The sequence below is a fragment of the Trinickia dinghuensis genome (genome assembly GCF_003367175.1).
Taxonomy (GTDB): Bacteria; Pseudomonadota; Gammaproteobacteria; order Burkholderiales; family Burkholderiaceae; genus Trinickia; species Trinickia dinghuensis.
Genome location: NZ_QRGA01000014.1, coordinates 195,758 through 210,078, shown reverse-complemented (window position 1 = coordinate 210,078; position 14,321 = coordinate 195,758). Strand labels below are relative to the sequence as shown.

General features: G+C 64.0%; 14 protein-coding genes. 6 read left to right on the top strand and 8 right to left on the bottom strand.

Annotated elements, in window-relative coordinates:
* Positions 1-88: 88 nt before the first annotated feature.
* Positions 89-616 carry an inorganic diphosphatase gene (gene ppa / locus DWV00_RS23520; RefSeq protein WP_115536010.1) on the top strand — a complete coding sequence of 176 codons (528 nt, stop codon included), beginning with the start codon at positions 89-91 and terminating at the stop codon, positions 614-616.
* Position 617: 1 nt separating this feature from the next.
* Here ppa and DWV00_RS23515 read toward each other — a convergent pair whose 3' ends face one another.
* A complete protein-coding gene (locus DWV00_RS23515) occupies positions 618-896 on the bottom strand; it encodes a GIY-YIG nuclease family protein (RefSeq protein WP_115536009.1) in 279 nt (92 codons plus the stop codon).
* Between the two features lie 46 nt (positions 897-942).
* Complete coding sequence (locus DWV00_RS23510) at positions 943-2,118, bottom strand: GNAT family N-acetyltransferase (RefSeq protein WP_181885568.1); 1,176 nt, start codon at positions 2,116-2,118, stop codon at positions 943-945.
* A 108-nt stretch (positions 2,119-2,226) separates the two neighbouring features.
* Between DWV00_RS23510 and DWV00_RS23505 the strand changes: the two genes are divergently transcribed.
* Together DWV00_RS23505 and DWV00_RS23500 are read left to right on the top strand one after the other, a co-directional pair.
* Positions 2,227-3,921, top strand: coding sequence for an NAD+ synthase (locus tag DWV00_RS23505; protein WP_115536007.1), 1,695 nt, complete (start codon positions 2,227-2,229; stop codon positions 3,919-3,921).
* A gap of 95 nt (positions 3,922-4,016) precedes the next feature.
* Positions 4,017-4,355, top strand: a complete 339-nt coding sequence (locus DWV00_RS23500) for a P-II family nitrogen regulator (protein ID WP_102649078.1) — start codon at positions 4,017-4,019, stop codon at positions 4,353-4,355.
* Between the two features lie 323 nt (positions 4,356-4,678).
* On the opposite strand, the gene DWV00_RS23495 is transcribed toward DWV00_RS23500, so the two are convergent.
* From DWV00_RS23495 to DWV00_RS23475, 5 genes are all read right to left on the bottom strand, one after another.
* Positions 4,679-5,767: a porin gene (locus DWV00_RS23495; RefSeq protein ID WP_115536078.1), complete on the bottom strand. Its 1,089-nt coding sequence runs from the start codon at positions 5,765-5,767 to the stop codon at positions 4,679-4,681.
* 715 nt (positions 5,768-6,482) lie between these two features.
* The gene (locus tag DWV00_RS23490; RefSeq protein WP_115536006.1) at positions 6,483-7,250 is read right to left on the bottom strand and encodes an ABC transporter ATP-binding protein; all 768 of its coding nucleotides are present in this window, start codon (positions 7,248-7,250) and stop codon (positions 6,483-6,485) included.
* 3 nt (positions 7,251-7,253) lie between these two features.
* The gene (locus DWV00_RS23485; RefSeq protein WP_115536005.1) at positions 7,254-7,967 is read right to left on the bottom strand and encodes an ABC transporter permease; all 714 of its coding nucleotides are present in this window, start codon (positions 7,965-7,967) and stop codon (positions 7,254-7,256) included.
* Between the two features lie 2 nt (positions 7,968-7,969).
* Complete coding sequence (locus tag DWV00_RS23480; protein ID WP_115536004.1) at positions 7,970-8,659, bottom strand: ABC transporter permease; 690 nt, start codon at positions 8,657-8,659, stop codon at positions 7,970-7,972.
* A gap of 272 nt (positions 8,660-8,931) precedes the next feature.
* Complete coding sequence (locus DWV00_RS23475; protein ID WP_115536003.1) at positions 8,932-9,495, bottom strand: Spy/CpxP family protein refolding chaperone; 564 nt, start codon at positions 9,493-9,495, stop codon at positions 8,932-8,934.
* Between the two features lie 208 nt (positions 9,496-9,703).
* Between DWV00_RS23475 and DWV00_RS23470 the strand changes: the two genes are divergently transcribed.
* Positions 9,704-10,426, top strand: a complete 723-nt coding sequence (locus tag DWV00_RS23470; protein WP_115536002.1) for a response regulator — start codon at positions 9,704-9,706, stop codon at positions 10,424-10,426.
* Complete coding sequence (locus DWV00_RS23465) at positions 10,410-11,726, top strand: ATP-binding protein (protein WP_115536001.1); 1,317 nt, start codon at positions 10,410-10,412, stop codon at positions 11,724-11,726. The genes DWV00_RS23470 and DWV00_RS23465 overlap by 17 nt, the downstream gene beginning before the upstream one ends.
* A 55-nt stretch (positions 11,727-11,781) precedes the next feature.
* On the opposite strand, the gene DWV00_RS23460 is transcribed toward DWV00_RS23465, so the two are convergent.
* On the bottom strand, positions 11,782-12,048 hold the full coding sequence (locus DWV00_RS23460; protein WP_115536077.1) for a double-stranded DNA-specific endonuclease: 267 nt from the start codon (positions 12,046-12,048) through the stop codon (positions 11,782-11,784).
* A gap of 486 nt (positions 12,049-12,534) precedes the next feature.
* On the opposite strand from DWV00_RS23460, the gene DWV00_RS23455 reads away from it, so the two are divergent.
* Positions 12,535-14,289 (top strand): ABC transporter permease, encoded by a 1,755-nt coding sequence (locus tag DWV00_RS23455; RefSeq protein ID WP_115536000.1) that lies wholly within the window; start codon positions 12,535-12,537, stop codon positions 14,287-14,289.
* The last annotated feature ends 32 nt before the right edge of the window (positions 14,290-14,321 follow it).

The window sequence follows — 14,321 nt, the reverse complement described above, 5'->3', positions numbered from 1 at the left end:
ATCCATGCACCGCTGCCGCATCCGGCGGCGCGAGCCAGGCGATTTCCCGTTTCCCCTTTCCATTTCCTCAAGACCTCAAGAGAACGCTATGAGCTTCAATCACGTCCCCGCGGGCAAGGATCTTCCGCAAGACTTCAACGTCGTCATCGAAATCCCGGCGCAAAGCGACCCGGTCAAGTACGAGGCGGACAAGGAACTGGGCCTGCTCGTCGTCGATCGTTTCATCGGCACGGGCATGCGCTACCCGGTGAACTACGGCTACGTTCCGCAGACGCTCTCGGGCGACGGCGATCCCGTCGACGTGCTCGTCATCACGCCGTTCCCGCTGATCCCGGGCTGCGTCGTGCGTTCGCGCGCGCTCGGCATGCTGCAGATGACCGACGAATCGGGCGTCGACGCGAAGCTCGTCGCCGTGCCGCACGACAAGCTGTGCCCGATGACGGCGCACATGAAGTCGATCGACGACGTGCCCGGCTACCTCAAAGATCAGATCAAGCATTTCTTCGAGCAATACAAGGCGCTCGAGAAGGGCAAGTGGGTGAAGGTCGAAGGCTGGGCTGGCATCGACGCGGCCCACAAGGAAATCACCGAAGGCGTCGCGAACTTCAAGAAGTAAGTCAGGAAGTCAGCGTCAGCACCGACGCCAGCGTGCGCGTGCCGGCCGCAAGCGCACGCTTGTCGGCCGGCGAGAGCTGCTTGACCCGATATTCGGCGCGCGACGCACTCGAACGGTCGGCGAGTTCGAACCACGCAAGCAGCGCGACGGGCTTGCGCGAGCGTGTGTAGCGCGCACCCTTGCCGGACACATGTTTGGCGTAGCGCGCCTGGACATCGGTGGCGATGCCCGTATAGACGCTGCCGTCCTCGCATTCGATCAGGTAGAGAAACCAGGTCATCTTCGAATCGATCCTTCGTGCCGGTCCGCGGGCGCGCCGACGAGCGCTAAACGCGTTTTCTGAAGGGATCGTGCTCGCGCAATTCGTCGACATGCGCGTGGATCTGATTCGCTTCGTTGTCGAGAAAGCGCGCGACGGCATCGGAAAACGCCGGGTGCGCGAGCCAATGCGCCGAATGCGTGACCGTCGGCATGAAGCCGCGCGCCATCTTGTGCTCGCCTTGGGCGCCTCCCTCGAATACGGCGAGCTTCTCCTCGATGCAGAACTCGAGGGGCTGATAGTAGGCCGTCTCGAAGTGCAGGCACGGCACGTGTTCGAGCGCGCCCCAGTAGCGGCCGTATAGCGTCCCGCCCGTTTTGTCGTCGCGCTGATAGACGAGCAGCGAACTCGCGATCGGCCGCCCCGCGCGCTCGGCGACGACGAGCAGCAGGTTCTCCGGCATCGATTGTCCGATCGCGCGGAAAAAATCGAGATTCAGATAGGGCGATGAAAAATGCTCGCGGTACGTTTGCCGATAACAGCGGCTGAAGAACCGCCAATCGGCATCGCTCGCGTCCTCGCCGCGCACGCGCCGGAACGTGACGCCGGCCTCGCGTACCTTGCGCCGCTCGGCGCGAATATTCTTGCGCTTCTTCTGTTCCAGCGTCGAAAGAAACGCGTCGAAGTCGCGATAGCCGTCGTTGAGCCAGTGAAACTGGATCGCTTCGCGCCGCATCATGCCGAGTTCACTGAGCGTGCTGGCGTCTTGTTCGGTCGGAAACAGCACGTGCAGCGACGAGACATCCGATTGCTCGGCGAGCGCAATTAACGTAGCAGCGAGTTGCCGCCGCGCGGCATCGTCGACGGCGATCAGACGCGTGCCCTGCACGGGTGTGAACGGCAGGGCGCAGACGAGCTTCGGGTAGTAGTTGAGGCCGTTGCGCTGATAGGCATCGGCCCAAGCCCAGTCGAAGACGTATTCGCCGTAGGAGTGGTTCTTCACGTAAAGCGGCGCCGCGGCGGCCAGCGCGCCGGTTCTGGGCTCGACGAGCGTGACGAAGCGCGGCCCCCAGCCCGTTTCGTCGGTCGCGCACTGGGTGCTCGTCAGCGCGCTCAAGAACTCGTGGCGCAGAAACGGCGTCGGCTGATCCTGGCGCGCGACGAGCGTGTTCCACTCGCGCGCGTCGACGTCGTGCGGCGAGTCGAGAAGCCCCATGCGATAATCGATGCGTTCCTGTTTCAACTCTCTAACCGTGTTCTTCGGGACGACGCGACGCCTATGCCTTGCCGCTCGCCCGTTGTTCGTTCCGCCGAGTCATCCGGCCGTACCGGCCGCTTGCCGCTCACTGCTATGAAGACCCGTATCGCTTTAGCTCAAATCAACGTTACCGTCGGCGATTTCGCCGGCAACATGGCGAAGATCGTCGATTGTGCGCGCGCCGCGCACCGCGACGGCGCCAAACTCGTGATCACGCCCGAGCTCTCGCTTTCGGGCTATCCGCCCGAAGATTTGCTGCTTCGCCCGGCGTTCTATGCGGCGAGTGCCGCGGCGCTCGCCGAACTGGCGCGGCAGCTGCAGCCGCTCGCCGGGCTTCACGTACTCGTCGGCCATCCGCACCGCAGCGCCGATGCGGCGAGCGGTCATGGTAATGCAAACCGGCCGATCGAGCGCGGGGCGGCGCCCGTCGATACCTACAACGCGGCTTCGCTGATCGTCGACGGCAAGATCGCCGGCACCTACATGAAGCAGGATTTGCCGAACACCGAGGTGTTCGACGAAAAGCGCTATTTCGCATCGGCCATTACGCCGTTCGTTTTCTCGCTCGACGGCGTGAAGTACGGGGTCATCATTTGCGAAGACGCGTGGCACGCTTCGGCCGCGCAACTCGCGAAAGCGGCGGGCGCGCAGGTGCTGCTGATCCCGAACGGCTCCCCGTTCCATATGAACAAGGACGCGACGCGGGTCGACATCGTGCGCTCCCGCGTCGCGGAAACGAGCCTGCCCGTCGCCTACGTGAACCTCGTGGGCGGGCAGGACGAACTGATCTTCGACGGCGGCTCGTTCGTGCTCGACGGGCAAGGCCGGATGGTTGCGCGGATGCCGCAGTTCGTCGAGGGCCACGCGATCGTCGAATTCGAAGACGGCCGTCCGCTCGCCGCGGAAGTGGCCGCGGCGGAATCGCTCGAAGCGCAAGTCTATGCTGCGCTCGTGCTCGGCGTGCGCGACTACATCGGCAAGAACGGTTTTCCCGGCGCGATCATCGGGCTCTCGGGCGGCGTCGATTCGGCGCTCGTGCTCGCGGTTGCCTGCGATGCGCTCGGTGCGGAGCGCGTACGCGCGGTGATGATGCCGTCGCGCTATACGGCCGATATCTCCACGTCCGATGCCGCCGAGATGGCGCGGCGCGTCGGCGTGCGCTACGACGAAATCGCGATCGCGCCGATGATGGATGCGTTTCGCGGCGCGCTCTCGAACGAGTTCGAAGGCTTGCCCGAGGACGCGACCGAGGAGAACATCCAGGCGCGCATTCGCGGCACGCTGTTGATGGCGCTCTCGAACAAATTCGGCTCGCTCGTGCTGACGACGGGCAACAAGAGCGAGATGGCGGTCGGCTATTGCACGCTCTACGGCGACATGGCGGGCGGCTTCGCCGTCATCAAAGATATCGCCAAGACGCTCGTCTATCGGCTGTGCCGCTACCGCAACGGTGCGGCGTCGTTCGCCAAGCGCGACGTGATTCCCGAGCGGATTCTCACGCGCGCGCCGTCGGCGGAGTTGCGCGAGAACCAAACCGACCAGGACAGCCTGCCCCCTTACGAAGTGCTCGACGCGATCATGCGCATGTACATGGAAGAGGACAAGTCGCTGGCCGAGATCGTCGCGGCCGGCTATGCGCGCGAAGACGTCGCGCGCGTCACGCGCCTGATCAAGCTCAACGAATACAAGCGGCGCCAGGCGCCGATCGGCATCCGCGTCACGCATCGCGCGTTCGGGCGCGACTGGCGCTATCCGATCACCTCGCGCTTCACCGAACCGATTCAATGAACCTGCGGCGCCGCGGGGCCGTCGGCTCCGCGGGGTAGAATCGATCCAATCGTTCGCATCTATACCTGTCTGTCGGACTCCTACGAGGCACCATCATGAAACGCATCACCGCCATCATCAAACCGTTCAAGCTCGACGAAGTCCGTGAAGCGCTGGCCGAGGTCGGCCTGACGGGGCTGACCGTCACCGAGGTCAAGGGCTTCGGCCGTCAGAAGGGGCATACCGAGCTGTATCGCGGCGCCGAATACGTCGTCGATTTCCTGCCGAAGGTGAAGATCGAGGTGGTCGTTGCGGCGGCGCAATGCGATCAGGTCATCGACGCGATCATCGGCGCGGCGCGCACGGGCAAGATCGGCGACGGCAAGATCTTCGTTACCGAAGTCGAGCGCGTGATCCGGATCCGTACGGGCGAGGAAAACGAAGCGGCGGTTTGACGGGCGAGGCTCTTTGATGAGCCGTGCCGTAACGTGACGTCGACGAGCAGGGGCGGCCGCCGCGCGTGCGGATGGCGTTCGCTCGCCTCGGTTTGCGCGAGGATCTGCGGGTAGCCGCACCGACCGCGCCGCTGTGCGCCGGTACAACGGCACAAGCCGGCACAACGGCGCCAAACAAAACAGCACAACACAAAAACGAAGACACAAAAAAAACGGTGCGATGCCCTGACGGGACACCGCACCGATACGCGCCTCTCGCAGCAGCGTGAAACTTGAAACTGTAAAACTCGATTAAGTCTGTTCTTTTAGGCTACGCCGCTCGCTTAGAACGAGTGCTGAATGCCGGCGTAGACGCCCGATTGGCTGTGACCGGCCAGCGGGTTGTCCGGGTTCGAGACACCGTTCGCTTCCAAGCTGAAGTTGGCGTTCTTGCTGTTGTGGACCGATGCGATTTGGATGTCGAGCAGCGTGCGCTTGGACAGGTTGTACGAGCCGCCGATCGTATACATCGTCGCGTTGCCGGCACCGTTGTTGCCGTTGACGTGATACACCGCGCCGATCGCTGCCAGAGCAGGCGTGGCTTGCCACACGACACCGCCCCATTCGTGATCGAGCGACGACGGCGTGCCGATGCCCAGACCCTTGGCGCCCGACGTACGGATCGCTTGGTATGCGCCCTGCAGCTTGAATTGACCGAGGAACACGTTCGCGGCGGCCGTGTACTCGCGCGAGTACGAGAATGCGCCGTCGGTGCCGTTGAGCGTGCCGTTTGCAGGGTTGCGGATTTCGTCGTAAATGCCGCGCACTTGGAACAGCGTGTTCGTGTACGTCAGTTGCAGGCCGTCTTCACGACCTTGGCCCGCTGCGTTGTTGCCGTTCCAGTTCGTGTCGTTCGACAGCGAGTACTGACCGTAGAAGTCGAAGCCGTTCCACTTCGGCGATTGATACGCAACGTTATTGCTCGACTGCGGCCAGTTGCGGCCACGCACGAGCGATGCCGACGACCAGCTCGATTGACCGAACGGATCGAAGTCCCACACGCCGTTCGAGATGTAGAGCATACGGCCCATCGTGAACGTGCCGTAGTTCTCATTGGACAGGCCGACCGTCGCCCAACGATTGAAGAGAGTGCTCTGCAGGCCGCCGGTCATCGCGTTGAAGCCGTTTTCCAACTTGAACACGACTTGGTTGCCGCCGCCGATGTCCTCCACGCCCTTCATGCCCCACAGGCTCGTGCCCCAGTCACCGCTTTCCGCGCGGAAACGCGAGCTCGAACCGCCGCCGGTGGCGTTGGGGATGCCCGACATGTACTCGAGACCTGCATCGATACGGCCGTACAACGTCACGCTGCTTTGCGCGTGAGCGATGACGCCAGCCGACATGAGCGCTGCGGCGAGCATAACTTTCTTCATCTTCTCCTCCATTTACCCTGTCAAGTGTGATGCCACTACTGCTAATAGCGCCCGGGCGCGAGAGCATCGCCCGGGCGGGAATCGGTATCAGGGAGATCCATCGGAACGCGCGAGGGCGGGCTGCTGGCTTGGTGGGCCGGACGGGCTGCGCTCTGGTCCGAGGCCGCTCGTGGGGCGGTGTCTCCTCGTTTGAAGTAAAACTACATTTGCAGAACTTTGTTTTGCTACTTTGGTTACTAATTTAGCAAAAATACATCCCGGTGGCCAAGCAAATCGTAGTCTTGCTAGAAGATGTCTCTTAATTGCCATATTCATATGCTGGGACAGGCTGACGCGGAGGCCCGCGAGGCCTTGCGGGCCGTAGTCCCACAAAGGACGCACATGTTGCGTGAAGTTATCGTCGAGGAATTTGTGGATTGACGGGAAATATTGGAGAAGGTACCGATGTGCGGTAGCGATTCGGATGATGATCGCGAATGGTGCGGGCGCCGGTGCGGATCCTCGACATGGCCGAGCGGGGGCGTCGGCGGGGGGGGCCGATACGTTTGACGTTTCGAGTGGGGATGCGGGGATAGTTGGAGGGTGACGGCTGTCACCGGTACGACGCAGGGATGCGACTCGCTCGCGGCTAGCGAATTCCTGGAAGGCTTGCTCATCGTTTCCGCGAGTTTGCCGTGATTGAGCGGCAAACTCGCTTGTCGCGCTTACGCGCGTCCTACTTCAGACTTCCCGCCAGGAACTGCCGAAGCCGTTCACTCTTGGTGTTGCCGAACACTTCCTGCGGCGCGCCTTCTTCTTCCACGCGCCCTTGATGCAGGAACATGACGTGGTTCGACACGTTCCGCGCAAACCCCATCTCGTGCGTGACGACGATCATCGTGCGGCCTTCCTCGGCGAGCTTTTGCATGACCTTCAACACTTCGCCGACGAGTTCGGGATCGAGCGCGGAAGTCGGCTCGTCGAACAGCATCACGTCGGGGTTCATCGCCAACGCGCGCGCGATCGCGACACGCTGCTGCTGGCCGCCCGACAAATGCGAGGGGTACTGCTTCTCGAGCCGAGGCGCGAGCCCCACTTTCTCGAGATACATGCGGGCCCGTTCCTCGGCTTCCTTGCGGGCAAGGCCCAGCACGTGCATCGGCGCTTCGGTCACATTCTCGAGCACGTTCATATGCGCCCAAAGATTGAAGTGCTGAAACACCATCGACAGCTTCGTGCGAATCCGCTGCAGTTGCTTCTGATCGGACACGCGCAGCCCGCCTGCCTTGTCCTTGCTCGTCTTTACCTCTTCGCCGTCGACGTAGATGCGCCCGGCGCTCGGTTGCTCGAGAAAGTTGATGCAGCGGAGCATCGTGCTCTTGCCCGAGCCCGACGAGCCGATCACGCTGATCACGTCGCCGGCCTTGGCCTCGAGAGAAACGCCCTTGAGGACTTCGTTGCTGCCGTAGTGCTTGTGCAGATCGTCGATGAAAAGCTTATGCATGAGTTACTTGCCTTGCGGGCGCAGGTAGGCGAGCCAGCGCTTTTCGGCGCGGCGAAACAGCGCGACGAGCGCGAACGAGATGCACAGGTAGAGCAGGGCCGCGATGCCGAACGCTGGGAACGACAGATAGGTGGCCGAATTGGCGTCTCGCGCGATCTTGAGGATGTCGGGCACGGTGGCCGTGAACGCGACCGTCGTCGCATGCAGCATCAGAATCACTTCGTTGCTGTACAACGGCAAGGCGCGCCGCAGCGCCGACGGCAGAATCACGCGCCGGTAGAGCGTGAACGTCGACATGCCGTATGCACGCGCCGCTTCGATTTCGCCATAGGCGGTCGCCTTGATCGAGCCGGCGAAGATTTCCGTCGTATAAGCGCAGGTGTTGAGCGTGAAGGCCAGCAGCGTGCAGTTCATGCCCTGGCGGAAGAACGCGTTCAGCAATTCGTGATTGCGCACGATGTCGAGACTGTACAGACCTGTATAGCACAACAGCAGCTGCACGTAGAGCGGTGTGCCGCGGAAGATGTAGGTATAGAGCCAGACGGCGCCCGAGACCGTCTTGTTCTTCGACACGCGCGCGCACGCGAGCGGCACCGACAGGCAAAAGCCGATGCCGATGGATACGGCGAGCAGCCAGAGCGTGATGGCGAGGCCCGTCGTCTGATAGCCGTCGGTGAAAAGGTAGTTGCGCCAGTAGTCGTGAATCAGCTCGATCATGGTTATAGCTCGGCTTTACGCACGCCGATCGAGTACCGCTTCTCGAGCCAGAGCAGCACGAGATTCGAAACCGTCGTGATCGCGAGATAGATCGCCCCGGCGATCAACGTGAAAAAGAAGAAGCGCAGCGTGCCCTTGCCGGCGTCCTGCGAGGCTTTGACGACGTCGGCCAGACCGATGATCGACACGAGCGCGGTGGCCTTGACCATCACCTGCCAGTTGTTGCCGATGCCCGGCAGCGCGAACCGCATCATTTGCGGGAACATGATGCGCGAGAACGTCTGCCAGGGCGTCATGCCGTATGCCGTGCCCGCTTCGAGCTGGCCGCGCGGGACGGAAAGGAACGCGCCGCGGAAGGTTTCGGTGAAATACGCACCGTAGATGAAGCCGAGCACGATGACCCCCGCCACGAACGGGTCGATGTCGATTTCGTCCCAGCCGACGAGGTCGGTGAAATTGTTGAGCCAAATCTGGATGCTGTAGAACAGCAGCAGCATCAGCACGAGATCGGGTACGCCGCGCACGAGCGTCGTGTAGACGGTGCCGACCCCGTGGGAGAGCCGGTTTTTCGAAAGCTTCGCGGCCGCGCCGACGAGCCCCAGCACGAAGGCCAGCGCGAGCGACAGCACCGAGAGCTTGACGGTCTGCCAAGTGCCGGCGAGGATCAGCGGGCCGTAGCCTTGTAAGAACATGGTGGAAAAGTGCGGTCCTTGGACGGCAGGCCGGGAAAAGCGCGGATTTTACCTGAAGCCGGCTGCGGTGCCACTCTCGGCAAACCCCTGGCGGGATTCCGGTGCCGCGAGGCCGACGGCGTGAACGCGTGCGATGCGGAGCGAAAAAAGCCGCGCGCTTCGAGGGAAGGCGCGGCGACGAAAGGTGTGCGACAGGGGGCCGCGCACTTAGGGGTAAAGAGAGAGGTAGACGAGAGCCGGTGCGGCCCGTGGAGCGTGCTGCTTTTGCCCGGCTAGTTTTGCGAAGGCGCCGGCTTGGCGGCGCCGTCATGCCCTTGCTTCATCCACTCGCGGCGATGCTCCATGCGGGCGAAGCGCGACTTGATGTCGTCGCTGACCACCTTCTTTTGCTGATCGTTCAGGCTGTTGTAAACCTTCAGCCAGGCCGCCGTCACTTGCTCGCGCCGTTCGTGCTGCTGGCTCTCGAGCTTTTCGTGCGCGTCGTGCATCGCGTTCAGATCGATCACGCTTTGCCGGCTCAATGCCTCGAACTGCTTGCGCGCCGCCTCGTGATCCGCCCGCGCGGCCTCGTGAGCCTGCTTCATCGTCTGCAACGCGCTCTGCCAAGCCTGTTCCTGAGCGGGCGTGAGCGTCAGCTTGAGTTCGTTGTGCAGCTTGCCGAGCTCCATCATGAGCATCATGCCGTCGTCGTGATGGCGGCCGTGCCATCCGTGATGCCAGCCGCCGGCGCCCATGGCGCCTTCGGCGGCGTAGGCCGTGCCGAAACCGAGCGCGAGCGCTGCGGCGGCAAGCGCCACCCAGCGCGACGACAGGCGGGAAATCGAGTGTTGTTTCATTTCATGCTCCGGAAAAGTGAAACGGAGAGCCCGACAACCAGGGGTGGGGCTCGGTAACGTCAGGCTAGACTTCCGGAGCGGGAGGCGTGTTACGCCGAGCAGCCCCCCTATTACGCACCATTACGGGCGACTTTCGCGGTAACGGTCCGTAACCCTTTGGCCCGGCCTCCACCCCAGCGAGGGGGCCGCTCGCGTTAAACTTTCGTCCATGGCTACCCAAATCCTGGTCGTCGACGACGACGCCGAACTGCGCGATCTGCTGCGCGACTACCTTGTCCGTCAAGGCATCGAGGTCTCGGTGCTGCATGACGCCGCCTCGCTCGAGCGCCGGCTCGAACGCGAGCGGCCGGACCTTATCGTGCTCGATCTGATGATGCCGGGCGTGGACGGTCTCACCGCGCTGCGCAAACTGCGCGCGACGGGCGACGACATCCCCGTGATCATGCTGACCGCGCGCGCCGACGACGTCGACCGCATCGTCGGGCTCGAACTGGGCGCCGACGACTACCTCGGCAAGCCGTTCAATCCGCGCGAGCTGCTGGCGCGCGTTCAGGCCGTGCTGCGCCGCCGCCGGACGGTTCCCTCGGCGGCCCCCGAGCAGCGCGAGCCGTTCGTGTTCGGCCGCTTCCAGCTCGATTTCCAGGCGCGCACGCTCAATCTCGAGGGGCGTCCGTTGACGCTCTCGGGCAGCGAATTCGCGCTGCTGAAGATCTTCGTGAACCACCCGATGCGCACGCTCACCCGCGAGCGGCTGCTCGAGTTGCTGCACGGGCCCGAGTACGACGGTACCGATCGCGGTATCGACGTCCAGGTCTGGCGGCTGCGGCGTATCCTCGAATCGGACCCGTCGACGCCGCGCTTCATCCAAACCGTGCGTGGCCGCGGCTATGTTTTCGTCCCCAACGGCGAACCGAATGCGGCGCCCAATTGATTCGTTGTTCGGCAGGCTCGCGCTGCTCGTCGTCGCCGTTCTGCTGATCTCGCACTTCGCCTGGTTCGTGCTGATACGCGTCGAGCGCAGCCAGTCGCAGGCGCGCTATGCCGTCGAGGAAGAGGCGTTTTTGATCGACGCGGTGCGCCAGCACGTCGTCCGGACGCCGTCGGTGCCGCTGCCCTCGCGCGTGCGGCTCGTCGATCCCGCCAGCCCCGAAGTGCCGCCCGCCAATCAGGATCTGCCGAAACCGCTTCAGCGTTTCGCCCAAGAGATTCGCGATCGCTTGCCGCAGGGCTCGATGGTGCGGATCGGGCCGCCGCACCATCCGCCGACCCTCTGGGTGCACGAGGCCGCCGATCAAGACTGGATCGTCGTGCCGATGACGTCGCTTCATCCGCCTCGCCCGCGCGATCAGATGCTCGAATGGCTCGGCATCATCTTCTCCCTCGCGGTCATGTGCGCGCTGTTCGTCGCCTGGCGTCTGCAGGAGCCGCTGACTGCGCTGGCGCAGGCCGTCGTACGGTTCGGGCGCGGGCAGAGCGTGCCGCCGATCGTCGAGCGCGGGCCGCGCGAGCTGCGCGAACTCACGCGCGGCTTCAATCAGATGGTGAGGGAGGTGTCGCGGACCGAACAGGACCGCGCCGTCATGCTCGCCGGCGTGGCGCACGACTTGAAGACGCCGCTGGCGCGTCTGCGGCTGCGTGCCGAGATGATGGAGGAAGCGAAGCTGCGCGACGGCGTCGTGCGCGACGTGGACGCGCTCGCGCACATCGTCGATCAGTTCCTAGTGTTCGCGCATGACGGCTCCGACCGCAGCGAGCCCGTCGAGGTCGACGAGGAATGCGCGCGCATCGCTCGGACCTATCGCGCGGTCGCCCCGGGCAATCCGGCGGTGCGCACCGAACTGGCGGCAGGCAAGGGCTTCCGTCTGCCGACGGCGACGCTTGAACGGATTCTCTCGAACTTGCTCGATAACGCCCACGCCTACGGCGCGCCGCCCGTGGTCGTGGCGACGGCGCGCACGCCGGCCGGCTGGGAACTGTCGGTCAGCGATCACGGCCGCGGGATCGCGCCGCAGGACCTCGTCAACGCGAGCCGGCCGTTCGTGCGGCTCGATCCGGCACGCGGCGGCAACGGCCACAGCGGCCTGGGCCTTGCCATCGTCGAGCGGCTCGTGCGGCGGCAGGGCGGCGTGTGCGAGATCGGCAATGCGCAAGACGGCGGGCTGCGCGTGGCGATGACGTTCCCGCATACCGCCGCCGCGCGCTCCGCGGCCCAATCGGCGAGCGCCTGGTAGCGCCGGCCCGCCGGCTGGCCGGCGGGCCCCGTGCTGGAACGCTATGCCGCCGCCGTCACTCGGCGAACAACGAGTCGAGCGCGGCGGCCGCCTCGCTGTCCACCGTGTTGTAGGTCACGCTGTTCGCTTCGAAGATGTAGTGCGTCGTGTACTTGCCGAGCCGAGCGAGGATTTCCTCCTGGATCTCTTCCGGCTCGGTATCGAGCTTCAAATACCATGAGGTGGACGACAGCCTGGTCTGGAACGCGCCGTATTCGGCCATGAGTTCGTCGAAGGCGGTCGCATCCTGGTCGCGACAGACGATGACCAGATTTCCTTTCATGCGCATCTCCCTTGTCGATCGGTAGGTTCACTCGCCACGAGAAACCGATCATACGCGCTCTTGCCGAAGTACCGTTCGTTCGCCGATTTCGTCGCGAGCGCGGTCTCGGCCCTCGACCGCGGCGGGTTCCCGGCACCGCCTCTTCGCGGCATAATTTCGCGTTTCCTCGGCGTCGACACGCATTTTTTGCGCCTGGGCGAATTTTGTGGCCGGCGCGGTTGTGCCTGAAACATAGGTTGTAGTAGTGTCGTGCCGTCGAAAGGGCAGCAAGGGCCGACAGTAAGGGTTAGGCGGCTCGGCAGTCAACGATTTGCGCTCAAAAGCGCATCACCGCAACCATACGCTCATGCCTGTATTCCGTGTCTCGGATCGTTCCGCCGTCCCGTGCGCGCACCGCCGCGCCGGCTCGCCGGCCATGCCCGGCTGCGCAGTCGGCCTGCCTATGTCCGCTTACCGTTCGCCGCGCGGCGTAAAAGGGACCTACTAATGGATTTCGGCTTCAATCTGAACCGCACCGCCAACGCGTCCGCGTGGCGGCTGGCGCCGAACCGCTGGGACTTCGTCGCGTTCCCGCTCATCATCTGCGTGATCGCGATGACCGCGATCGGCTTCCACCAGACGATGGCGCCGATTTCGACGCTCAAGACGCAAGTCATCTCGCTCAATCCCGGAATGCTGCCCGAGTACGCGCTGCGAACGACGCTGCGCATGCTGGCCGCCATGGTCGCGTCGCTCGTTTTCACGCTGATCTACGGGACGCTGGCGGCCAAGAGCCGTCGCGCGGGGATGGTGCTCGTTCCGATCCTCGACATCCTGCAGTCCGTGCCGGTGCTCGGGTACATCTCGTTCACGGTGACGTTCTTCCTCGCACTCTTCCCGGCGCGCGTGCTCGGCGCCGAACTCGCGGCGATCTTCGCGATCTTCACGAGCCAGGCGTGGAACATGACGTTCAGCTTCTACCAGTCGCTGCGTACAGTGCCTCGCGATCTCGATGAAGTCTCGCGCGGCTTTCACCTGACGGCGTGGCAGCGCTTCTGGAAGCTCGAGGTGCCGTTCACGATGCCGGGCCTCATCTGGAACATGATGATGTCGATGTCGGGCGGCTGGTTCTTCGTCGTCGCCTCCGAGGCGATCACGGTCGGCAACAACACGATCACGCTGCCCGGGATCGGCGCCTATCTTGCGCAAGCGATCTCGGAAAAGAATCTGGGCGCGATCGGCTGGGTGATCCTGGCGATGACGGTCGTGATTCTCGCGTACGACCAGCTGATGTTCCGCCCGCTGGTCGCCTGGGCCGACAAATTCCGCATGGAAACGACGAGCTCGGGCGATGCCCCCGAATCGTGGGTGCTCGACCTCGTGCGCCGCACGCGGCTCATCCACCGGCTGCTCGTGCCGGCGGGCTGGATCCTCGCGAAGGTGGCGCGTCTGCCGCTGCGCGTGCCGCGCGTCGACACCGGGCGGTTCAAGCGCCTGGCGGGCAGCGGCAAGCGCTCGCTCGTCGGCGATATCGTCTGGGGCGTGATCCTGCTCGTCGGCACCGTCTACGTCGTATGGCGCGTCGTGGCTTACGTGCGTACGGGGGTAACGGGCGCGGAGGTCGGGCATGTCTTCGTCCTCGGCTTCATTACGCTTGCGCGCGTCATCGTGCTGATCGTGCTGTCGTCGCTGATCTGGGTGCCGATCGGCGTGAAGATCGGTCTCAAGCCGGCCCTGGCCGAGAAGGTCCAGCCGGTCGCGCAGTTTCTCGCCGCCTTTCCGGCGAACCTGCTGTTTCCCGTGTTCGTCATCGTCATCGTGCGGTTCCACCTGAACGCCGACATCTGGCTGTCGCCGCTCATCGTGCTGGGAACCCAGTGGTATATCCTGTTCAACGTTATCGCGGGCACGACGGCCTATCCGAACGACTATCGCGAAGCGGCGACGAACTTCCGTATCCGCGGCTGGCAGTGGTGGCGCCAGGCGATGCTGCCGGGCATCTTCCCGTACTACGTGACGGGGGCGATCACGGCATCGGGTGGCGCGTGGAACGCGAGCATCGTCTCGGAGCTGGTGCAGTGGGGCGACACGAAGGTCGCCGCGCACGGGCTCGGCGCTTATATCGCGCGGTACACGGCCGCCGGCGATTTTCCGAAGATCATTCTCGGCATTGCCGTGATGTCGCTGTTCGTGACGCTGTTCAATCGTCTGCTGTGGCGTCCGATGTACGCCTATGCGGAAGCGAAGCTGCGCCTCGACTGACCCTATGCCGTCAAGGCGCGCCGTCCCTCGGC